Origin of the sequence: Micromonospora sp. WMMD1219, from assembly GCF_049315215.1 — a bacterium.
Lineage (GTDB): Bacteria > Actinomycetota > Actinomycetes > Mycobacteriales > Micromonosporaceae > Micromonospora > Micromonospora tulbaghiae.
The window spans coordinates 5,968,208-5,989,942 of record NZ_CP186057.1 but is presented as its reverse complement, the minus strand read 5'-3'; the positions used below and the strand labels follow the sequence as shown (position 1 = coordinate 5,989,942).

Annotated in this window: 18 protein-coding genes, 1 tRNA gene and 1 pseudogene; 12 read left to right on the top strand and 8 right to left on the bottom strand. The window is 69.1% G+C overall.

Going from position 1 to position 21,735, the window contains the following annotated elements; translation table 11 throughout:
• Window positions 1–7: 7 nt before the first annotated feature.
• Window positions 8–2,956, top strand: a complete 2,949-nt coding sequence (locus ACN27C_RS27965; protein ID WP_422749211.1) for a hypothetical protein — start codon at window positions 8–10, stop codon at window positions 2,954–2,956.
• Window positions 2,957–3,243: 287 nt separating this feature from the next.
• Here ACN27C_RS27965 and ACN27C_RS27960 read toward each other — a convergent pair whose 3' ends face one another.
• Complete coding sequence (locus tag ACN27C_RS27960) at window positions 3,244–4,032, bottom strand: SAM-dependent methyltransferase (RefSeq protein WP_357896193.1); 789 nt, start codon at window positions 4,030–4,032, stop codon at window positions 3,244–3,246.
• Between the two features lie 671 nt (window positions 4,033–4,703).
• On the opposite strand from ACN27C_RS27960, the gene ACN27C_RS27955 reads away from it, so the two are divergent.
• The gene (locus ACN27C_RS27955) at window positions 4,704–5,363 is read left to right on the top strand and encodes a DUF1345 domain-containing protein (protein ID WP_422749209.1); all 660 of its coding nucleotides are present in this window, start codon (window positions 4,704–4,706) and stop codon (window positions 5,361–5,363) included.
• 250 nt (window positions 5,364–5,613) lie between these two features.
• The gene (locus ACN27C_RS27950; RefSeq protein ID WP_422749207.1) at window positions 5,614–6,615 is read left to right on the top strand and encodes a mechanosensitive ion channel family protein; all 1,002 of its coding nucleotides are present in this window, start codon (window positions 5,614–5,616) and stop codon (window positions 6,613–6,615) included.
• A 216-nt stretch (window positions 6,616–6,831) separates the two neighbouring features.
• On the opposite strand, the gene ACN27C_RS27945 is transcribed toward ACN27C_RS27950, so the two are convergent.
• Window positions 6,832–7,674, bottom strand: coding sequence for an aldo/keto reductase (locus ACN27C_RS27945; protein ID WP_422749205.1), 843 nt, complete (start codon window positions 7,672–7,674; stop codon window positions 6,832–6,834).
• A 295-nt stretch (window positions 7,675–7,969) separates the two neighbouring features.
• Here ACN27C_RS27945 and ACN27C_RS27940 point away from each other — a divergent pair.
• Window positions 7,970–8,060: transfer RNA gene (locus tag ACN27C_RS27940), tRNA-Pro, on the top strand.
• 322 nt (window positions 8,061–8,382) lie between these two features.
• On the opposite strand, the gene ACN27C_RS27935 is transcribed toward ACN27C_RS27940, so the two are convergent.
• Window positions 8,383–8,841 (bottom strand): Lrp/AsnC family transcriptional regulator, encoded by a 459-nt coding sequence (locus ACN27C_RS27935; RefSeq protein WP_121684717.1) that lies wholly within the window; start codon window positions 8,839–8,841, stop codon window positions 8,383–8,385.
• 108 nt (window positions 8,842–8,949) lie between these two features.
• On the opposite strand from ACN27C_RS27935, the gene ACN27C_RS27930 reads away from it, so the two are divergent.
• The 6 genes and pseudogenes from ACN27C_RS27930 (at window position 8,950) to ACN27C_RS27905 (ending at window position 15,993) form a co-directional block, all read left to right on the top strand.
• Window positions 8,950–10,008, top strand: coding sequence for a Glu/Leu/Phe/Val dehydrogenase dimerization domain-containing protein (locus ACN27C_RS27930; RefSeq protein ID WP_422749203.1), 1,059 nt, complete (start codon window positions 8,950–8,952; stop codon window positions 10,006–10,008).
• Window positions 10,009–10,339: 331 nt separating this feature from the next.
• Window positions 10,340–10,552, top strand: a pseudogene (locus ACN27C_RS27925) (transposase); the annotation flags it as partial.
• Window positions 10,553–10,758: 206 nt separating this feature from the next.
• Window positions 10,759–11,796 (top strand): DUF808 domain-containing protein, encoded by a 1,038-nt coding sequence (locus ACN27C_RS27920; RefSeq protein ID WP_121684720.1) that lies wholly within the window; start codon window positions 10,759–10,761, stop codon window positions 11,794–11,796.
• Between the two features lie 296 nt (window positions 11,797–12,092).
• Complete coding sequence (locus ACN27C_RS27915) at window positions 12,093–13,466, top strand: DUF4303 domain-containing protein (RefSeq protein ID WP_422749200.1); 1,374 nt, start codon at window positions 12,093–12,095, stop codon at window positions 13,464–13,466.
• A 374-nt stretch (window positions 13,467–13,840) separates the two neighbouring features.
• Window positions 13,841–14,323 (top strand): HAD domain-containing protein, encoded by a 483-nt coding sequence (locus ACN27C_RS27910; protein ID WP_422751683.1) that lies wholly within the window; start codon window positions 13,841–13,843, stop codon window positions 14,321–14,323.
• A 440-nt stretch (window positions 14,324–14,763) separates the two neighbouring features.
• The gene (locus tag ACN27C_RS27905; protein WP_422749198.1) at window positions 14,764–15,993 is read left to right on the top strand and encodes a trypsin-like serine peptidase; all 1,230 of its coding nucleotides are present in this window, start codon (window positions 14,764–14,766) and stop codon (window positions 15,991–15,993) included.
• A 174-nt stretch (window positions 15,994–16,167) separates the two neighbouring features.
• Here the strand turns inward: ACN27C_RS27905 and ACN27C_RS27900 are convergent, their stop codons facing one another.
• The gene (locus tag ACN27C_RS27900) at window positions 16,168–16,725 is read right to left on the bottom strand and encodes a GNAT family N-acetyltransferase (RefSeq protein WP_120570435.1); all 558 of its coding nucleotides are present in this window, start codon (window positions 16,723–16,725) and stop codon (window positions 16,168–16,170) included.
• A gap of 247 nt (window positions 16,726–16,972) precedes the next feature.
• Between ACN27C_RS27900 and ACN27C_RS27895 the strand changes: the two genes are divergently transcribed.
• Together ACN27C_RS27895 and ACN27C_RS27890 are read left to right on the top strand one after the other, a co-directional pair.
• Complete coding sequence (locus ACN27C_RS27895) at window positions 16,973–17,683, top strand: siderophore-interacting protein (RefSeq protein ID WP_120573840.1); 711 nt, start codon at window positions 16,973–16,975, stop codon at window positions 17,681–17,683.
• An 82-nt stretch (window positions 17,684–17,765) separates the two neighbouring features.
• Window positions 17,766–17,918: a hypothetical protein gene (locus tag ACN27C_RS27890; protein WP_422749196.1), complete on the top strand. Its 153-nt coding sequence runs from the start codon at window positions 17,766–17,768 to the stop codon at window positions 17,916–17,918.
• 125 nt (window positions 17,919–18,043) lie between these two features.
• Here the strand turns inward: ACN27C_RS27890 and ACN27C_RS27885 are convergent, their stop codons facing one another.
• The 4 genes from ACN27C_RS27885 to ACN27C_RS27870 all read right to left on the bottom strand — a co-directional run bounded on the left by ACN27C_RS27885 (window position 18,044) and on the right by ACN27C_RS27870 (window position 21,700).
• The gene (locus ACN27C_RS27885) at window positions 18,044–18,901 is read right to left on the bottom strand and encodes a DUF5984 family protein (RefSeq protein ID WP_422749194.1); all 858 of its coding nucleotides are present in this window, start codon (window positions 18,899–18,901) and stop codon (window positions 18,044–18,046) included.
• A 299-nt stretch (window positions 18,902–19,200) separates the two neighbouring features.
• Window positions 19,201–19,983 carry a hypothetical protein gene (locus ACN27C_RS27880; RefSeq protein WP_422749192.1) on the bottom strand — a complete coding sequence of 261 codons (783 nt, stop codon included), beginning with the start codon at window positions 19,981–19,983 and terminating at the stop codon, window positions 19,201–19,203.
• Window positions 19,980–20,549, bottom strand: a complete 570-nt coding sequence (locus tag ACN27C_RS27875; RefSeq protein ID WP_364809390.1) for an RNA polymerase sigma factor — start codon at window positions 20,547–20,549, stop codon at window positions 19,980–19,982. Before ACN27C_RS27875 ends, ACN27C_RS27880 begins: the two co-directional genes overlap by 4 nt.
• A gap of 35 nt (window positions 20,550–20,584) precedes the next feature.
• Window positions 20,585–21,700, bottom strand: coding sequence for an acyltransferase family protein (locus tag ACN27C_RS27870; RefSeq protein ID WP_422749190.1), 1,116 nt, complete (start codon window positions 21,698–21,700; stop codon window positions 20,585–20,587).
• Window positions 21,701–21,735 lie beyond the last annotated feature (35 nt).

Here is a 21,735-nt window from a genome sequence, read left to right as displayed (position 1 = left end):
GAGTGCGATGAGAGACCCCCTGGCCCTGCTCAGCGCGACAGTTGTGCTGGCAGCGGCCGTGCTGACCAGTGGCGCCGCGCAGGCGGCGCCCGATTCGGTCGCGGCGCCAGCCGCCGTGGGAGCCGTCGCGCCGCCGCAGACCGAGCCGCGAGTCGCCACCCCGCCGGTCCCGCAACCGACGCCGTTCAAGGAGGCGCCGCTGCGCACCGCCACCGGCAGGACGGCCGCCCCGCCCGACTTCGGCCCCGGGGAACGCGTGCTCTCGGCGTACCACCGGGGGAAGCTCTCCCGCGACGACGCGGTGCGGTACGGCCTGGGCGCGGTGCGCTCGCCCCGATCGGTGCCGGCGCACCTTCGACCGACCGGGGCCATCCACGACCCGCAGCGATATCTGACATACCTGTCGATGTTGGCGGCGAGCGCCGATCCGGAGGCGGCGCGGACGATCGCGCCAGATGTCGCGGTGCCCGCCGGCGCCGCGACGGCCGGCGGCTACGACGACTGCGCCGCCGAACCGTACGACTACCTCGGGGTCACCTATCGCTGCCGGGCGTCGGCCGGCGAATTCCTCGTCCTCTACAACATCGCCGGCGGAGGCAGGCCGGGCATCCCGGCGGACGCCAACCCGAACGGCCGGGCGAAGGCGGTGCAGCATCTGCTGAACGCGCTCTCGATCGCCGTCGACGAGTATCGCGAGATGGGCTATCCGCTGCCCGTGCGGGACGGCAAGCCCTGGGTGCTGGTCTACGGCGTCGATGAGATCCCGCTCGTCGGCGGGGCCGGCCTGCCGATCGACGCGCCGTTCGTCCTGCCGTTCGGCTTGAACCAGCAGGCGACCATGCTGGTGCCCAACGGGCAGGACGACTGGGACTACCTGCCGCGGCATGAGCTGTTCCACGTCATGCAGTACCAGTACTGGGATCGGTCCGACGTCGGCCTGGACTACCTGGCCCTCTTCGTGGGCGGCAAGGAGTTCGGCTCGATGAACTGGTGGATGGAGGCCACCGCGGAGTGGGCGACCCGCCAGACCTACGCCCGGGCGCCGTACGTGCCCATCCCCGGCGAGGAGAAGCTGTACGCCCGCAACGTCTACGACGTGCTCAGCAAGCCCGGGGCGGCACTCAACTCCTGGGGCGGGCTGGGCGGCGGTCCGCAGTATGGCGCGTTCCTGCTGCCGACCTACCTCACCGAGCAGGTCGATGCCTCCTTCGTGCGACGCACGTGGGAGAGCATCCGGGACCACGACCATCTGCCGATCGAGGCGATCCGGCACACCGCTGAGGGCTACGGCCTGAACTTCGCGGACATGCTCCTCAACTACCACATCGCCAACTATCGACTGGCCAAGGCGAACGCCGCGCCCGCCCCGACCGTGGACGCCTGGCGCATCTACGGCTACTCCGACTCCGACGCGAGCCTGTGGCGCAGCAACCTGACCGGCGCGAGCGGGACGAGCGGCGACGCCCTCGGGGGCGCCAGACCGGCCCGCAAGAGTCACTCGACGCCCGCCGGCGCCCAGGCGGAGTACCAGGACATTCTGCGTAAGGGCGGTGCTGTCTACCACGACTTCCGGGCGGTCAAGAACTCCGGCGACGTGAGCTGCGGATACTGCTCGACACTGATGGTGGACACCACCAGGGACACCAACCGCAGATCAGCCGTCGTCGTCTGGTCGCCGACGGGAAGCACCGGCACGCTGGCGAAGTACCCGAGCATCCACACCGTGCGCCATCCCGACGCGGGTGGACTGATCACGGTGCCGGACTTCGCGTACCCCATGGTGGCCACTCTGGTGACGGCCTGGACCGAACTGGACATCCACTCCGCCGACGCGGACAGCAGCCCGAAGACGTTCACCACGAATGTGGAGAGCGTGCTGCCACTCACCGCCCGCTCGTGTGCGCTTCGCCCGCTCTCGGTGCGCAGCGTCGAGACCACGGTCGAGCCGGAGGGCGCGTTCAACAGATACGCCGCCAGCACGCCGGACGGCTGGACCGGCGGCGACTCCACGTACTCGGTGAAGCTGCCCGACGGCCGGATCGTCTGGCTGTTCTCCGACACCTGGATGGGCCCGCTCAACAGCGACGGCACCCGCCCGGTGAGCGCCCCCCTGGTCAACAACACCTTCGTCGTGCAGAACGGCGCCAGCCTCACCACCTACCAGGGCGGCACCGCCGGGGCGCCGCGGGCGTTGATGCCGCCGTCCGGGCCAGGAAAGTGGTACTGGGTCGGTGACGGCCACCTCTCGGGCGGACAACTTCAGGTGGTGTACCAGGAGTACGAGCGTTTCGGCTCCGGCGCCTGGGACTGGCGGTTCAACCGCAACGTCGTCGCCAACTTCGCCCTGTCCAACCTGCGGACCCCGGTCAGCGTCCGGGAGTTGCCCTCTGCCAGCGGGGTCGCCTGGGGCTCGGGGCTGCTGCCGGCCAGCCGCAGCGGCGACGGCTACACCTACGTCTACGGCGTCGACGACTCCCCGATCAACAAGCAGATGCGCATCGCGCGGGTGTACGGCAGCGACCTCGCCAACGGCACCTGGCAGTACCACACGCCGTGGGGCTGGACGCTCCGCGAGCAGAACTCCCGCAACCTGCTGACCGGCATCGCCAACGAGTACAGCGTCAGCCCCTGGGGCGGACAGTACCTCCTCCTCAGCCAGGACAGCACCGAGGCGTTCAGCGGGCAGATCAACGCCTGGACGTCCTGCTCACCGTACGGCCCCTTCACCCAGAAGACCCCGGTCTACCGCATGCCGGAACCCGGCCCCTACGGCAGCTACTGGAACCCCGACGTCATCTCCTACAACGCCCACGTGCACCCCGCGCTCAGCTCGGGTGACACCTTCATCGCCTCCTACAACGTCAACAGCATGGACACCCGCGTCTCCCCGGACGCGGACCACTACCGCGATCCGGGCATCTACCGCCCCCGCTTCTTCCGATTCGTCCTCGGATAGCTACTGCGGTTCCGCCGGGCGTAGGACACGCCCGGCGGAACCATCGGGCATCACCGGTACCGGTGTGTGCCTGCAAGAGCGCGACCGCGACGTGGGGGCAGCGACCTCGACGACCTGCGGGACCCCCACGTCGCGGCGTGTCTGGGGGCCGCCGATGCCGGGCGTGCCCGACCCCGGCCACGTACCTGCTCATCGCCGGCGACCTGGCGCCCGCCGGCACCGCCGGTCTCGAACCAGGCCTGGTCACCGTCGAGGGGCGGGCCGACCGCGGCCGGCGACGCAGCCGGTCAACCGAGCCGGCCCACCCCGCAGTATGTGGCGAAACGGCGCGGGTCCTCGTCCGGGTCCACCGGCCAGTCGGGCCGCCACTCGGGCAGCTGCACCAGCCCCGGCGCGACGAGCGTGTAGCCGGTGAAGAGCCGTTCGATCTCGGGCCTGCTGCGCAGGGTCATCCGGGCGGTGTTGGCGTACCCCTGGTTGTAGGTGTCGCGTAGGGCCAGCGCCTCGGCACGCTCGTCGGAGGAGGCGTGCGACAGGGCGAGGTAGCTGCCCGGGGCGAGCCGGTCGCGGTAGTGGGCGATGATCGGCGCCGGGTCGGTCGTGAGCTGGTGCAGCACGCCGACCAGCAGCACCGCGACCGGCCGTTCGAAGTCGAGCACGTCGCGCAGCGCCGGGTCGTCGAGCACAGCGTCCGGCTGGGTGAGGTCAGCGTGCAGCACCACGGTCCGCGGGTCGTCGACGAGGAGGCGTCGGCTGTGGTTGAACGCCACGGGGTCGATGTCGACGTACGCGACAACGGTGTCCGGGGCGAGCTGGCCGGCGACCTCGTGCACGTTGCCCGCCGTGGGGATGCCGGAGCCGAGGTCGAGGAACTGCCGGATGCCTGCGTCGACGAGCGCGCGGACCGCGCGACGCAGGAACGCGCGGTTGGCCCGCATGATGTGCCCGATGTCGGGCATGGCCTTCTCCATGCGGGCCGCCAGCGCACGGTCCGCGGCGAAGTTGTGCGACCCGCCGAGGAAGTAGTCGTAGACCCGCGCAGGGCTGGGCGTGTCGAGATCCGGGGTGAGGTCCATGACACAAGTGTCAGTCGATACGCCTGTTCCGCGCTGGCCGGCGCGATCGGCGCGTGAGGTGTAGGCGCGATCTGCTCTTCGCTGTAGCGGGCAAGGGTGGGCGAGTTGGCGTCGTACTCGGCGATTGTGGTTCCGCCGGGCCCGTCCTGGCGACCGCGGTGGGCGTGCCGGTGTAGGCCTGGGCGAGAAGCGTCAGGCCGTACCTTGGCGGTTGACCCGCCCGTCCCGGGCCACCTTCGACCGGCTGTGGTCGCGCTCGGTGCCGGCTGATCCGGTCGCGGTGCGCTCGTGCCGCTGATTCGGGGAGTGCTCCACGGTGGACCCCTGCCGGCCCCGTGCTCCGCTGCCCGGGTGCCGGCGGCCCCGCGCCGACTCGCCACCGCTGTCATGCTTGTTGCGCTGTTGGCTTCCCATGCCCGGGGATACCCGGTGCCTGGGAGCCCATGCTTTCGCGCGACGGCTCGTGAAGGATGCCGCCCTCTTCGAGCATGACGGTCAGCGGCTGAACGGGCAGTTGCCGCCGACGCCCCGGTACCAGCCCTGTGAGGCTCAGGGGCCACCACTACACAACTCGGTCCTCGGAGCCTCTGCGATTCCGGATATTCACGCCCAATCCGGTGATAGCTCCAGATTTTCCGTGCCCCATCCGGCCCAGCCGGAACGCTCGACGGATGGAGCAGGGATCGGGAGGGCGGGATCTGGGGCGTCTGCTGTCGGTCAGGCGTGTCCTGTGGTCGCTGGTCGTCGGTGTTGTCGCCGGGACGGTCACCGCACTGACTGGGGCGCCGGAATTGACGCCGCTGGTGATCTGGACAATCGCGGCGGGCACAATCCTCGTGTGGGTGTGGCGGTCCTGCTGGCCGGCGAGCCCGCAGCGTACCGAGCAGCTTGCCGAGGCGGAGCAGCGCTCCCGATCCACCGACACGGCGATCCTGATCGCGTCCGTTGTCAGTCTCGCCGCCGTGGCCGAGGCGCTCGTCCGCGCCTCCGACCAGCAGGACGTGGTGGCTGTCGCGCTGGTGATCCTCAGCGTCGTTGCGGTGGTGCTGGCGTGGACGCTGGTGAACACAGTCTTCGCGTTCAAGTACGCCCGGATGTACTACTGCGACGACGGCCGTGGCATGGACTTCAAGCAGGACGATCCTCCGGCGTACGCCGACTTCGCATACGCCGCCTTCACCGTTGGCATGTCCTACGCGCCGGGAGAGAACGAACCGACCAGCAATCGCACGCGCCGGGTGGCGCTCGGACACGCGCTGCTCTCGTACACCTTCGGAACCGGCATCCTGGCCGTCGCCGTCAACCTGGTAACCAACCTGGGCCAGTCGTGACACACGGGGAATGTCCTTCGCGCGCTGTGGCAACGGAGCCGAGTGGGCGAAATCGACCCGTGCTTCGTCCATGCCGCGACGCGCGGCGGACATCCGCGCGGGCCGCACCAGGAGGGGCGAACGGCGGCGATCGGATCGAGGCTCCGACCGCCTGGGCGCGCCGCGTGACCGCGAGCGTGACGGATGGGAGTGCTTCGGTGAGGGTCGCCGGTAGCAGGAAAGCTGGTTGATGACCACGAGGATGGTCCCGGTGGTCGCGGTGGTCGCGGTGGCCGTGGTTGTCGCGGCGGGCCTGCTGTCCCGCGTGCTGTTCCGGCGTCGCGCTGCTGTTCGTAGTTACCGTTGGCTGCTTGCGCCGCTGTATCGCGCGTCCCGACGCCCTGCCGTCGCAGTGCTGCTTCTCGCGGCGCTGTATGCCGGGATCCGCGCGTTCCCAGGTTCGGGGCCTCGTGTCGTCCAGCGCGTCGTCGTGGTGCTGTTGGTCGCGGCCGTGACGTGGCTGGTGCTTCGCGCCCTGCACATCGCCGAGAGGGCCGCGTTCAGCCGGCTGCCGGGCGAGACACGGGCCGACCGCCGGGCCCGCCGCGCCCGCACCCAGATCCGACCGGTACGGCGCCTCACCTCGGTCGTGGTGACGGTCGTGGCGATCGGCCTGGTCCTGATCACGTTCCCGCCGCTGCGCACAATCGGGTTGTCCGTGCTCACCTCGGCGGGTGTCGTGGGCGCGCTGCTCGGGCTGTCCGCACGCACCGCGCTCGGCAATGCCTTCGCCGGCATCCAGGTCGCGTTCGCCGACGGACTTCACGTGGGGGACGTGATCGTGGTCGACGGGCAGTGGGGCCGCGTCGAGGAGGTGAAGCTGACGAACGTGGTCATCCGGCTCTGGGACGACCGGATGCTCATCCTGCCCACCACCTGGTTCACCGAGCACCCCTTCCAGAATTGGACCCGGCACGAGACGCGGGTGGTCGGCGAGACTCGGCTCCACGTCGATCACACCGCCGACCTGGACGACCTCCGCGCCGAGACGAGGCGGATCATCGAATCGTCACCGCTGTGGGATCGACACCAGTGGGTGCTGCAGATGGTGGATGCGACGCCCCAGACCGTCGTCGTGCAGGTCCAGGCATCGGCGGCCGACGGACCGAGCGCGTGGGACCTTCGCTGCGACGTGCGTGAGGGGCTCATTCGGTACCTGCGCGACCACCACCCCGAGTGGCTGCCCCGCACCCGCGGCGAGTTCCACCCCTGAGCCGCCGTCGAGGTCCCGAGCCTGCTTCTCAGTTCTCCGGCCGGGTACCGGTCGGCCGCCTGGGTGCCCCACCGCGCGCTCGAACCTCCGCCAGTCCCTGAGCAGAAGCAGGCCCTCCATGTGTGCTGTTCCGTCAGCTCTCGACGGCGATGGAACGATGGGCGCTCGCGCTGGATCTGCGCCGTGGCCCCGCTCCACCGCCGAATCGTCCGGACGCTACAACATCTCCAGCGGTTGCGGGCCGGCCGGCGGCGGGAACGCCGCGTCGAGTGCCGCCACATCCTCCTCAGCCAGATCCAGGTCGCGCGCTTCCGCGTTCTCCCGTGTGTGTTCGGGGTTGGACGACCGGGGGATGGCCGCTATCGCCCCCTGCCGCAGCAGCCAGGCCAGCGCGACCTGAGCAGCGGTGGCCTCGTGCCGTGCAGCGACCTCCGCGACCTGGGGGTGCCCGAGCAGCCTGCCCTGCTCGATCGGCGAGTACGCCATCACCGGGATCTGGTGCTCGCGTAGCCACGGCAGCAGATCGAATTCCGGACCCCGGCGGGTGAGGTTGTACAGAATCTGGTTGGTCGCGCAGGCGCCCCCGCCCGCCCCCAGGAGGTCCTGCATGTCAGAAAGGTCGAAGTTGCTCACGCCCCACTGCCCGATGTCACCGGCCTCGACGAGTTCGCCGAACGCCTCGACGGTCTCGGCGAGCGGATGCGCACCGCGCCAATGCAGCAGATAGAGGTCGATGTGGTCGACGCCGAGCCGTTGCAGGCTGCGCCGGCAGGCCTGCACGGTTTCTCGTCGGCTCGCATGGGATGGCAGCACCTTGTCGACCAGAAACACGTCAGCGCGTCGTCCGACGATCGCCTCGCCGACGAGCTCCTCGGAAGCACCGTCACCGTACATCTCGGCAGTGTCGATCATGGTCATGTCCAGGTCGAGCCCGGCGCGTAGGGCGGCCAGCTCATCCCGTCGCCTCGCGGGGCGCTCACCCAGGTACCACGTGCCCTGGCCGAGCACGGGCATCGTCTGGCCGGACGGCAGTTCGATCGCGTCGGCGGCGAGGGTCATGTCGTGACCTTTCCCGAGCCTGGGTACCAGTGGATTGTCGAGTGCCTTCCCGCCGGGACAGCAAGCACTCTCGAGGCAGGACCATTCCCGGCGCGGCGGCGAGCGCATGTCCGGACTGTCTGCCCTCGAACGCGTGCGTCGCCCTGTTCTACGGTGCCGACACCGGGAAGGCGGCCGCGACCGAGCGATGCGCCGCCGACCGGGCGGCACCGCGAAGGGAGGCCCGCAAGATGGCGCAGAGCCGGCAGCGACTGACCGGCAAGCGAGTCGCATGCCTCGCCGCCGACGGGGTAGAGGACGTGGAGTACACGCAGTCGAGGGCCGCCGCGGAGGTCAGGGAGCGGTCTGCAAAACCGCGTACGCCGGTTCGGATCCGGCCACGGCCTCGACTGCCATCCACTGCTGATTGTGGGCGGGATGCTGCCCGGGATGCCGCTGCCGCCGGTAGACGCATGGGGATACCGGGCCCGCGTGGTGCAGGTGGCCTCATTCTCGGCGGCTACCGCGACCGGTCCACGAGTGGTCGGCTTCCGGCTGAACGTAGGTGTTGCCGCCGCGGCCTGCCCCTCGGCCAGAGCCGCCCGCCGCATCGCGATCGCCGCGCAGTGTCAGCGGCATGAACGCGCACCTGATCAAGCGGTCCTGGCGACCGCGCCGCGCCTGGTCGGCGGTAGATGTGCGCACTGTCCCCGACTCCGTGGCCGTGCGTTATGGGTCGAGTGGTTCGATGACCTGTTTTCGGGCGTGTTGGTAGATGACGGAGCTGCGGAACCCGACGATCTCGCGGCGTCCGCTGAACTTGTCCATGAGGAAGGAGTGCAGGCTGTCGACGCTGGGGACGGCGACGTGGACGAGGAAGTCGTCGCCGCCGGCCACGACGTACACCGACAGCACCTCGGGCAGCTCCATCGCATATTTCTTGAAGCCGTCGATGACGGTGCGGCTCAGGGGCCGGACCTGCACGTGCAGCAATGCTTGTACGCCGCGGTTGAGGGCGGCCAGGCTGATCTCGGCGTGATAGCCGGTGATCACGCCGCGGTCCCGCAGTGCGCGCACGCGTTCCAGGCAGGTGGACGGCGCGATGCCGACCGCGCGGGCCAGTTCGCGGTTGGTCTGCCGCGCATGTGTCTGCAGGTGCTCGATGATCGCCGTATCAAGTTCGTCCACGACCGGGATCTTGTCATCTTCTCCGAACGATGTTCGCTTCGAGCTGGTCGGCGCCAACCACCTGCCTACTGTCGATCCCGTTCCGGCGAGCGCACGACAGGAGCCCTCATGGTCGCGACCCACCTCGACACCGAGTCCATGCACGAACACGTCGTCATCAAGCGGGGCGTACGATCCGGCCTGCCGATTGTTGTCGCGGTGCATTCCACCGCGCTCGGTCAGGCCATCGGCGGCTGCCGGATCGCGCACTACCCGCACTGGCGTGACGGGCTCACCGACGCGCTGCGGCTGTCGGCCGCGATGTCGGACAAATGCGCGCTGGCCGGGCTGCCCAACGGCGGCGGCAAGACCGTCGTCGCCCTGCCCCCGGGCAGGACACTCGACGCGGCCGCCCGTCGGGCGGTGCTGCATGACGCGGGCGACGCGATCGCCGGGCTGGACGGCGCCTATGCCACCGGACCCGACGTGGGAACCGGACCGGACGACATGGTCACGATCGCCGAGCGGACCCCGCATGCGTTCTGCCGACCGGTGCACGCCGGTGGCAGCGGCGACTCCTCCGGACACACCGCCGTCGGCGTCCTCGCCGCGCTGCATGCCCTGTGCGCCGAGCGATTCGGGTCAGCCGACCTGTCCGCGCGCAGCTTCGCCGTGCTCGGCCTCGGCCGCGTCGGCGGTCACGTACTGCGCATGCTCGCCGACGCCGGCGCGACCCTGGTGGCCGCCGACATCGACGAGAGTAGACGGATGCTCGCCGACACGGCGGGTGCCGCCTGGACCAGCCCGCAGGACTGCCTGACCGCCGAGGTGGACGTCCTCGTCCCCGCCGCCCTCGGCGGTCTGCTCACCCCGTACACAGTGCCGACACTGCGCTGCGCCGCGATCGCCGGCCCGGCCAACAACCAACTCGACATCCCGGCCACCGCCGACCTGCTGCACCAGCACGACATCCTCTGGGCACCGGACATCATCGTCAGCGCAGGCGGCATCATCCACGCCACTGCCGTCGAACTGCACCAGGAAACCTCCGCCCAGGCCACCGCCCGGGTTCAGGGCATCGCCGACACCCTCGCCGACATCCTGCGCACAGCCCGCGCCACCGGCTCGACCCCGGCCGCCGCCGCCCGCTCCCGCGCCCGCCACCGCATCGAACACGGCCGCCGCTGACACTGCCGCCACCCGACCGCAAGACAACGGCCAACCGCCACCGTTCTCGACGCAGCCGCACCACCGATACCCGGCCGAAGGCCCTTCCCGTCATGGTCAGGTGCACCGTTCTCGGTATGACAGCGCACAATGCCAGGCGCTACCAACACGCGACGGCGGCAGATGAGGGCAGTGCAGAGCGAGCGCTCCACCAGCTAGAGGCGGAGATGGAGCTGGGAGCTCGTTCTTGCCGAGCAAGCGCGCGTATCACGTTCAAGGAGCCGTGTCGCCATGCCGCGAGGCTGCTCAGCAGTTGGATTGTCGCTTCGCTCGCTGTCTGCCGAGGGCGGCCAAAACAGGCCCGAGCCCGGTCGCCCGCCGCAAGCCAGGCTCGAAACACCACGTCATCACCGACGGGGGCGGCATCCCACCCGCCGCGTCCCTGCCCGGCGGCAACCTCCACGACGTTGCCCAACTGCTGCCCCTGGTCGACAGGATCCCGCCGATCAGAGGCATCCGCGGCCGACCCAGACAGCGACCGAAACGCATCTACGCCGACCTTGGCTGACGGTGACTGCGGCGGACGGGTTCGGCCTGAGCAGGCACCAGGTGATGACCCGGGCGCGGTGGTGGCGGGGCGTCGGCTGAGCGCGACAGCCGCTCACCGCGAGCTCTCACCCGATATACGACCGGGCGGTGGCGTGCCGCGCACAGGGACCTGAGCGAGAATGGGCCGGTTCGAACTCCGCGCAACCCTGGAAGGACCCTCCCTTGGCCGGTGGACTCGTAGCCCTGCTGGATGACGTGGCGGTGCTGGCCCGAGCCGCTGCCGCGTCGATCGATGACATCGGGGCGGCCGCCGCGAAGGCCGGCGCCAAGGCTGCGGGCGTCGTCGTCGACGATGCTGCCGTCACGCCGCAGTACGTGCGGGGCCTGGCGGCCGAGCGTGAGTTGCCGATTATCAAGCGCATTGCCCTGGGGTCGCTGCGCAACAAGTTCTTCATCATCCTGCCGGCGGTGCTGCTGCTCAGTCAGTTCGTGCCCTGGCTGCTCACTCCGATCCTCATGCTCGGCGGCGCCTACCTCTGTTACGAAGGCGCGGAGAAGGTGTGGGCCAAGATCGCCCATCACGATGCCCACGGCGCGGGCGAGGAGAAGTTGCAGGACGAGACGACACTGGTCTCCGGGGCGGTACGAACCGACCTGATCCTCTCGGCGGAGATCATGGTCATCACCCTCAACGAGGTGATCGATGAGGCGTTCTGGTCCCGCCTGGCGATCCTGGCTGTCGTCGCCGTCGTCATAACCGTCCTGGTGTACGGCGTGGTGGCCCTGATCGTGAAGATGGACGACGCCGGGCTGCGCCTGTCGCAACGTTCCGGCGCCGTCGCCACGTTCGGCCGTGGTCTGGTGAGGGCGATGCCGGTAGTCCTCACCGTGCTGACGGTAGTCGGCACCGCGGCGATGCTGTGGGTGGGCGGGCACATCCTGCTGCTGGGCACGAACGAGCTGAACCTGCACTTCCTGTATGAGGCCGTGCACCACGTGGAGGTCGCCGCCCACGACGCCACAGGTGTTCTCGGCGGGCTCGTCGGCTGGCTCGTCAACACGGTGGCCAGCGCGATCCTCGGGCTGATCGTCGGAGCGTTGGTCGTGCTGGTCATGACTCTCACGCTCCACCGCCGCAAGTCCAAGCCTGCGGCTGCGACTGCGGCGGCCACGACTCGTACTGACGGCATCATCCCCGCGCCGCCGAGCCGTGCAGCTCAGCGTCGCGACGCTCCTGCAGACCGAGCGCCGCGCGGTTGACCGCAAAATCATCGCCACTCGACCACGGGGTCAGGCGTTCTGGTGCTGAACCGCGCTCAGTACTCCAGCCGCACCTGGCGGAGTCGGAGTCTTCGCTGGTAGTGGGCCGTTTTGGCGCGGTATTGGTGTCGCCGTCGCCATCGCGACCTACCGACACAAAGGCCGCGCCCTCGTCCGCGTCCCCGCAGCCACCAAGACCAGCAATATCGGGTTCGGCCCGGGCGGTTCTCGGGCCGGACGGGATTGGCGGGGCAGCCATCGGGGAGGGGAGCGGCCGTGTCGGGCAGGATAGCGGGGTGGCGGTGGGCTTGGACTGGGCGAGCTTCGAGCGCGTGCTGGTAGACGGCCTGGTGCAAGCCGTCCGGTCGACCATCGCCGAACATCCTGACGAGCGGTTCTACGCCGCGGCGTTGGACCGGATCTACCGCGAGACCGATGGCCAGATCAGCCTGCCCAGCCTCGCGATGAACAGTGTCGAAGCGTTGGCGCGGCTCCCCGCCGAGGAGCAGACGGATGTGCGGTGGAACGCCGCCGACTGGGACCACTACGACGACGAGTGGCTCGCCGAGGACCTGACCCGGGATTGGGCACGGCAGCTGACCGCGGAGGCCTGCCGAGGGACGCCCCGGCAGTGGGAGGCGACGTTCCGCCGGTACCTGTCGATGCTCGTGCGCGTGTGTAAGCGAGCCAGGGTCGCACTTCGCACCAGCGGCTTCACCGACCGGGACTTCGTGGTGCTGCTGCTCGACGACGAGTACCACGAGACGCTGATCAAACGCGTCCTCACCGAACGTGAGGTGAGCCGGCACATCCCTGAGTACGACCAGCGGGCGGTCGTGATGGCCCGGGTCGCCGCACTACCGGAGGCCGAACGCGCCGCGTACTACGTCGCCCGGCTGGACGCGTTTGACGGCCCGATCAGCGGCGAGGACGCCCAAGTGGCGCTGCGTGATTTCGGGCCGGCCGCGTTTCCCGCCTTGATCCCCCTGCTCTCTGCCAAGGACCGGGCGTGGCGGGCCGCCAAGCTGCTGGCCGACATCGGCCAACCCGACGACGGCGTCCTGCGGGCACTGCACGAGGCGCTGACCGAGCGGGAAGGACCGGACCAGTCGTGGGCGGGCCGTGCGCTGGCGCGGCTGGGCCGCCTCGATCTCGTGCTCGACCAGATCCACCGTCTTCCGCAGGAGGTTGTGATCACCGCCGTCGCCGCCCCGTACACCAGCTTCCGCAACCAGGCGGTCATCGCACGGCGGTTGGACTACCGGCCCTTGCAGGACGTCATCGAGCGCCGGCCGGCGTATGTGCCGGCGCTGGCCGAGGAGCTCAAGCCAGGGCGGGGGTACTGCGACATCACCGTCGACGAGGTCGACGAAGCGATCCGCGGACTGGCCTCGCCGCACGTCGTCATCCGCCGGCACGCGGTGTGCGTGCTCGGCGAACGGCGTCTCGGTGCCGCCGTCGCGAGGCGGGTCCTTCCGCTACTCGGACAGACGGTCAGCCAGGACCCGGACGCCACCGTGCGACGGCTGGCGATCCTTTCCCTGCGTGGCTGGCGCAAGGAGTCCTACCGGCACGCGAACGTGATCAGCGAGGCGCTCAACGACCCAAACGAAGACGTCCGCGAAACCGCCGCCTACTGGCTACGGGAACAGAACGGGCGACCCGCGTGACCGCGTAGGGGTTGAGCTGCCGGACCTGGAAGGAGCGTTAATTGGTGGACGAACGGACCCGCGGGCTTCTCGACGCCGCGGTGCGCGAACAGCTTGACACTCACAGCCGGGTCCTACCGCCATGGCGAGCGCACCCGGAGATCGAGAGGTACAGCATCGGCTGGCGCATGGGCGACGGCGAATGGCACCTGATGCTCTGGTGGCACTGGTGGGATTCCGCCCCCATGGACCAGGCGGCGCGAATCGCGTACTTCCAGGCCGACGAGCCGCCGCACCAGTGGCTGGACTGGGCTGCGGACCAGATCTGGCCGGATGAGGACTTCGGTGAGGCGAGCGTACGCCGCCTCGCCGCACACGGGATCGGTACGCGTCCGCTGTTGTTCCTGGACGTGGACGGAACACTCCTGCCGTTCGCCGGCGGCGCGTGGCAGATGGACGACGAACCCAACCCGTTGCTGGCCGGACTCAGCCCTGAACACGGCCGTCGCCTGGCCGCGTTGCCGTGCGACCTGGTCTGGGCCACGACCTGGATGGCCGAAGCGAACGAGGTACTCGCGCCGCGGCTCGGCCTGCCTCAGCTGCCCATCGTCGACTGGCCGGACGAAGATGACGACGACGGTCGGCTGCACTGGAAGACTCGCCACCTCGTCGAATGGGCCGCGGGACGCCGGTTCGTCTGGGTCGACGACGAGATCACCGACGCCGACCGGTCGTGGGTGGCCGCGAACCACAGCTCTCCCGCGCTCCTGCATCGTGTCAACCCACGCCATGGCCTCACCGATGCGGACTACAACACCATCGCAGGATGGCTGATGAAAGACGGCTCCGCATGCATGTACGAGGAGACCACGTCCTAGGACCTCTAGGGGGTGTGCCAGCAACCCCAGGCTCCAGTCGGTCGCTGAGTAACGATCGGCGGCAGATGCGTGCGACCGGAATCAGTTGAGGCGCGTCGCTCGGCGCTGGCTTGACAGGTCGGGAACCTGTTGGTGAGGGCGTACTCATGCGGAAGCGGCAGCGGTAGTAGGCGTCGCCGTGGTTGTGCTGGCCCTGCATGCGTCGGTTGCAGGCTGCGGAGTAGATGAGGCTGCGGAGCACGTACGGGTTGCGGGTGCGCTGCCGGACGTGTTGTCCGCGGGTTCCGGTCGGCATCCGGACGGGCCCGTGCGGCGCTCCGGGGTCGATGCCGGGCCGGCCGTCGGTACCGCATCTCGCCCTCAATCGATATCCTTCTATAAATGTTCGTGCGAGGGAGCCCATCGGGACGGCATTCGCCGTTCCTCGGAAAGGAGTGCGGATGAGAGACATGTTGCGGCGCGGTCCGCGATACGCGGCAGTGGTGCTCGGCGTGTGGGCGCTCGGGGTGAGCATGCTGCCGGCGTCCGCCTCCGGGGCGGATCCGACCCGGCCGGTGGCTCCGGCGTCGGTCCGGGCGCCGGAGGCGGCACAGTTCTCCGCCGAAGGCGTCACCACTGTGGGTGAACTGCGCACACTCGACACCACCCGCACCGCCGACCGGGCGGGTGCGCGTCAGCTCATCCGCCATCCCGGCGCCACGTACGTCAAGGTCCACTTCAGCGCCCTGCGGCTGAACGATGGGGACTACGTCACGGTGTCCAGCCCGGATGGCCGGGAGACCTACCGGTACGACCGGAGCCTCGACCGGGCGACCGGCTCGGACTACACCACCGACGGCGGGCCGGGCTTCTGGGCGATGTCCGTGACAGGGGACACCGCCGTGGTGACGCTGCACAGCGCGCGGCCCGGTCGCGCGGTCGTCGACATCGACCGGTTCTGGCGAGGGTACGACCAGGCCGAGATCGCCCAGCACAACTTCTCGACCACGTCCGTCTGTAGCACCGACGCCCGCCGGGACGTGGTCTGCTACCAGAGCACCCACCCCACCGAGTACGCCCGTGGGCGGGCGGTGGCACGGTTGCTCATCGGTGGCGGCGGACTGTGCACCACCTGGCGAGTCGGGAACACCAACCGAATGCTGACCAACAAGCACTGCTTCTCGACCCAGTCCGCGGTCAGCGCCAGCGAGGCGCAGTTCAACTACCAGTGCGCCACCTGTGGTGGCAGCAACCCCGGCCCGGGCACGAAGGTGAGCGGTGCGACCCTCTACCGGGTGAGCAGCGGTGGCTCGGGTGAGCTGGACTACGCGCTCTACTCGGTGAACAATTTCGCCGCGATCCAGGGGTTCGGCACGCTCTACCTGAGGACGACCGCGACCAGCACCGGTACGCGGATGTACGTGCCCGGGCACGGTGATGGCAGTCCGAAGCGACTGTCGATCTACGAGGACACGCAGAACGGCGGTGTCTGCACGGTGCGCAACGCGAACTACAACACTTGGAACATCAGTTACAGCTGCGATACCTCGGGCGGCAACTCGGGCTCCCCGGTACTCGACGCCAACCACCGCGTCATCGCCCTGCACCACCTCGGTGGGTGCCCGTCCAACCAGGGGGCGAAGGCACACCTGATCTACAACGAGATCGCCGGCCTGATCGACAACGGCTGACGGGCGCTTGCCGGTGGCTCGCCGACCGTACCCTGCGGGCGGGCCACCGGCGCGTCGCGTCACGCGCGGGCGGCTGGCTGTCCGGGCCCGACCGGTCGTCGGGCGCGGCGGTGTGGGCTCCCCGGCTGCCAGGCATCCCGCCGTGGTGCCGGTGAGCCGCCCGGGGCGCCTGGATCAGGCCCGCTGGTGGTTCGCCTCGAACCGCTCGCGGGTCAGGAACGCCAGCTGTGCCCGCTTGTCCGGCATGTCGATCTCGGAGGCAAATGCGAAGCCCTCGGTTCGTAGGCGTCGCAGCGCGGCCTCGTTGCGCACGTCCGGCTCGACCACGATGCGCTGCGCGGCGGGATCTCGCAGGAGGAAACGGGCCAGGGCTGGGCCGACGGCGGTGGTGAGGCCGCGGGCGTAGCGCCGAGGCGGGTTGAGGAGCAGGTGCATCCCGACGTCGCCGGGCTGCACTGGGTAGCGTTCACCGACCGGGTCCGCCTCGGGCTGGTAGGTCTGGAACAGCCCGACCGGTTCGCCGTCGAGCAGGACCAGGTATGCGTGATGGGTGTCCAGCCCGTCGAGGAAGGTGTAGATCTCGCGCACGTCGTCGAGGCTGTGTCCACCCATTCCCCAGAACGCGTTGCGGGGCAGGGTGACCCAGCCGTGCAGCAGTACGGCGTGCTGGTCGGGGCGCACCGGCTCCAGCGTCAGGTCGCCGAGGTCGGGAATCTGTTCCTGGTAGATCACGATCGTGTCCTCCTTCGGGGTTTCGGCGAGGGCGGGTGGGCAGAGCGGGATCAGGTCGCCGACGGCCCAGTCGGCCAGACACTGCTGGGCGCCAGCAGGCGCCGGAGACGCCCTGGACGCTGCGGGTATTCAGCCCTCGCAGCCGTATCGGCGAGGATCACCCGCCAGCCCTGGAGTGGCAGTTCCCTCAAGTGGCCAACTTAGGTTACCCTCACCTAACTAAGGTGGACCTTACATGGAGGGGCTCGTGAAACGGAACTGGGAGGGCCTGGTGCTCAAGGCCATGGGGGGCCGGGACTTCCGGCTCACCGTGCTGGGCACCGAGTCGGTCGATGGGCACTACCAGCGCCTGCTCCTTGATGACGGCGGGCTGCTGGCGGCCTGCGGCACGCACCCGACGATGTGGATCCGGCTCTGGTTCGACAACGACGGACGGGCCCACCAACGGGCCTACACAATCGTCGATCCTGACCCGGCCACCGGGCGATTCACACTCGAGTTCGCCGTGCATGAGGGATGCGCCGCCCGCTGGGCGACCACCGCGCGGGTGGGCGACACCATCGACGCGACCGTGCAGGGCAGTGCGTTCGCGCTGCCCGACCCGGTGCCCGAACACCTCTACCTCGTCGGCGACGCGGCCTCGCTGCCGGCGGTCAACAGCCTCCTCGACGCCGGCGCGGACATCCCGGCGACGGTCTGGCTCGAGTACGCCCACGAGGGAGAGAAGGCGCTGACCCTGCGCGCCCGCGCCCACCACGACGTGACGTGGGTGCGCCGCCGCGACGACGGCCGGCACTTGGTCGACACCGTCTGCACAGCGCTGCCCGCCGTCGGGACCGCGCACTACTGGGTGGCCTGTGAGGCGGCCAGCACTCGCGGCATCACCCGGCACCTACGGCGCACGCTCGGCGTGGGCAAGCACCAGCTCACTGCGCTCGCGTACTGGCGTGCCGCCTGATGGGCCGCCTCGGGACGCTCACCGCGCTCTACGTCACGCAGTATCTCGGCATCGGCTTCATCACGGTCGGAATGTGCCGAACGTGATCGCCGACGAGGTTCGGATGACCGCGGAGATCAGAGATGCGGAGACGGAACGCCTCCGTACCGCCGAGATGGCGGTCCGTGCCGCAGTGGACCGGATCGCCGACACCGGGAAGGCGGCCGCAAGCTCGCTGGCGCTGCTTGACCGGTGATCAGGTTTCAAGTGTCCAGCCGCGATGTGATCCGTCAGCTGATGTGCGACGCCTCTCCGCCAGGTGATGTGCGACCGAATCCAGCAAGCTAGGGGCGACAGGATGGCCGCCCACGCGACGTCCTGTCATGGCCGATACGCGGATGCTGTCCCGGTCAGGTGCTCGCAGGACGGCCAACCCGTCGGGGCGTCGCCCCGGTGAAAGTCACCGAGCAGCAGGCGGGCACCTTCGCGGACGACGTACCAGTCGGTCCTCGGGGAGCGGTCGAGGTTCTTGGCAAGCCACTGCCGTCGGTCCTCGTGTTCCCGCCTCAGATGGACGAGGTCAAGGTCCACGCCAGGTATCCCGCCGCGGCGCTCCAGCTCCTCGACCCGCTGCCCCATGGTGTTCAGCAGCTCGCGGTTGAGGGTGTGCACGGCCTCAAGGTATGCGGTGGTCGGGACGCTGATCCGGACTGAGGGGTCGGCGGTGAAACCGATCTCGCCGTCGTCCTCGTGCCGCCAATCCATGGTGATCTCGTCGCGATCGCCGCGGACGGTACGCCAGAACCGTAGCTCGGGAGGATTGCGCAGGTAACCGAAGTCCAGGCGGTGGTCGCCGTGCCAGATCGCGGCCGTGACGACTGGATGGTCGGGCACGTCCGCGTTCCCGTCGTCGGTCCGTTCCTCATCCGGTTCGGCCACGAACTCGAGCGGGTCACACGTCCACTGCCCGGGGTGGGAGGCGATGAATGGCTGCAGATCGTCGGGCACCGGCTCCAGCACCTCGGGTGTAAGGACAACGACGTCTTCCCAGAGCCGGGCCAGGTAGTAGTCGATGTAGGGATGCGGGTGAGCTTCCCGGCTGCGGCGCAGCAGCTCCTGCCCGCCTGCTTCGAGCCAGTACCAGCCCTCGGTGAGCCCGAACCAGTGGAGCTTCGGCTGGTCACTGCCCCACGGCGACACCTCGTCAAGTGGGTACAGCTCGAACCGGAACCTGATCATTAAGGCAGTATCCCGTTGACTGCCGAATCGCTTGCTCTCTTTAGCAAGGCGGCTCGGCCTGCTGGCGGCGCAAGCGTCGGCATCGGCCGGCGCGCCAGCCGATAGTTGCAGACTGCGCCGAGGGCTGGAACCGATACCTCCAGCGGGGATTTTCGACAGAGCTGGGCTTTGAGGCAGAGGAGCGGTACGTCGGCCGGTCGGGCGGATCGGCATCGTGGAGGTCACCGCACCTTTCTTGGCTGGACCTTCGGCGACAACGTCCAGCGCCTGCAGGGCCGCTGACCGGCGACACCACTCTCTCAGTCCAGCTTCGGTTGTTCGTACAGTTCGCGGGCGGACAGGTTCACCGCGCTGCCGTCTGCGAGGCGGACGGTCAGTGTGGTGGTGTTGCTGCTCGACTCGTCGAGGCCCTCGGGGTACCAGGCGCCGAAGTAACCGTCGCGAACGGTTGCCCGCGCCGTCCGTGACGAATGGCCATCCTTGGTCCGCAAGTTGATCTCCACACTCGTCACCTGTGAGCCGACGTGTCCCGCCATGATCCGCACGTAGCCTTCGTCGGTGCGGAGTTGACCCCACGAGTACAGCTCGACACCCCCGGCGCCGAGCCGCTCGGTGCTGGTCAACACGGTAAGGATGCTGGTGTTCGTCACGTCTCCGTTGCGGTCGCGGAAGCACGTCTGGCTTCCAGCCGGCGACACGGCGTTCACGTATGCGTACTCGCCGCGTTTTTCACCGATGACCACCCTTGCGACGCTCGCGTCCTGGGCAGGCAGGCATTTGGCGGCGAGGTCGCGTGCCTCGGTATCGGAGATCGGACTCGGCTCGGGCGTCCACGACGCAAACGCGGGACCAGCGTTGACAAGTGTCAGGGCGAAGGCGACAGCGGCGGCGAGCGCTCCGGCCGCGCCGGCGATCGCCAGGCGAGGGCGACGGTGCGGTGTGCGCGCTGGTGCCGGCCGTGGTCGCCGATCAGTGGCGACGATCCGCTCGAGCAATTCTCGCGCGGGTTCCTGCCCGACGCGTGCGGGCACCGGGACCGCGGCAGCGCGGATTGTCTGGTCGAGGACATCGTCGTGGGTCATGCGGAGCCTCCGCGTCGTGAAGGGCCGGCCGGTGCAGGGATGCTTGTGGGTTCGCTGTTCGGCCGCTGACCAAGATGCTGACGTAGGCGGCGGCGGGCACGCAGCAGGCGCAGGCTGAACGCGGGCCGGGAGATGCCCAGGACTTGTGCTGCCTGGGGCCCGGTGAGGTCTTCGATCGCGGTCAGCGTCAGTACTTCCTGATCGGCGGATGACAGGCGTTGCCAAGCCTTCACCAGGTCGATGCGGGTAGCCGCGAGGTCGGCCTCGGCGCTGTTCGGAGCATCGGGTTCCCGTAGGACGCGAAGCGCGAGGCTCTGCTGCCGCTGGTCGCTGCGCTGCCGATTGTGCAGAACATTGCGGGCGACTGTGAACAGCCAGGCGCGGGCCTCGCCGAGTGATTTCGGTACTTCGTCCAAGCGGCGCCACGCTATCAAGAACGTCTCGGCGACCACGTCTTCGGCGACGGCGAGGTGTGCACGGCGTTCGACGAAGAGCAGCAAATCGTCATACGCGGCCTCGAACAGCTCGCGGAAGGCGGATTCGGCATCCGCGGTCGTCGGATCCACGCTCTTCCTCGTGTTCGGCGCGTTTCGTCTGGTGGTCATTGTCGTCGCCGGTCCAATACGAAGCCGCGAACCAAGGGTGCGAGTGGGCGCTCGACGAAGCGATGGACAAGCCAGGCTGCCGCCAGCAGCCCGAGCACGGTGCCGCCGATCAGTATCGACGCGGGGAGGTTGGTTTCCTCGTACACGTTGCGGATCACGCTGTATCCGACGCGCGGGTGCAAGAGGTAGAAGGGGTAACTGAGTGCACCCGCGGTGGCCAGCCAGAGCATCTTTACCCGGTCGGTGTAGCCGAGCGCGATGAGGAGCATCAGAAGGTACACCCCGGTGAGCAGCACCGGTGCCGGCCAGACTGGCACCTGGAAGCCGGGCTTCAACTCCAGGGTCCGCTCGTGCACGCGCTGCAGGCTGACCAGCCACGCGGCGAGCAGCAGCAACCACAGCCATCGATCGGATCGGTTGCGGCGAAGCAGGAACAGGGTAATTCCGGCGACGAAGTACGGCGCGAAATCGGACATCACGACCTCGTCCAGGGCGGCACCCCGGAAAACGGGCATGACCACGGCGACGGCCAGCCACACGGCAGCGAATATTTTTGCTCCCCGGTCGGTCAGCTTGGCCGCAAGAATGCACGCCGCGATCAGATAGAACCGGAGCTCGATCCAGAGGGTCCAGTACACGGTGTCGACAAGCGGCGTGTTGAGGGGCTCCGCCAACATGGTCAGGTTGACCAGCACGCTCCACCCGTCCGGCGGAGGTGGGAAGGGCAGCCCGCCGCTGATCGGCAGCACTGCCGTTACGGCTGTCGTGGTCAGCACACACACCCAGAACGCCGGATAGAGCCGCGCGGCGCGGGAGGCAGCGAACTCGCGAACGGTGCGCCCCCAGCCGCTCATGAGGATCACGAATCCGCTGATCAGAAAGAACGTCTCGACTCCGAGGAAGCCATAGATCAGCACCGGTGCCGCGTCCGGCAGGAAGTATGCCGGCGGGCGCACCCCGTCCAACCTCCACGAGTCGCCGAAGTGGTATCCGGCCACCGCAAGAGCACAGATCAGCCGCAACCCGTCCAGCACGTACAACCGTGGCGCCCGCCCGGGAGGGCTGCTGACGGGCGGCGGCGTCGGCGCGCGGTCGAGCAACGCGGTCGTCATGCTCTGCTCCTGTCCTGGATACACGACTGCATCCA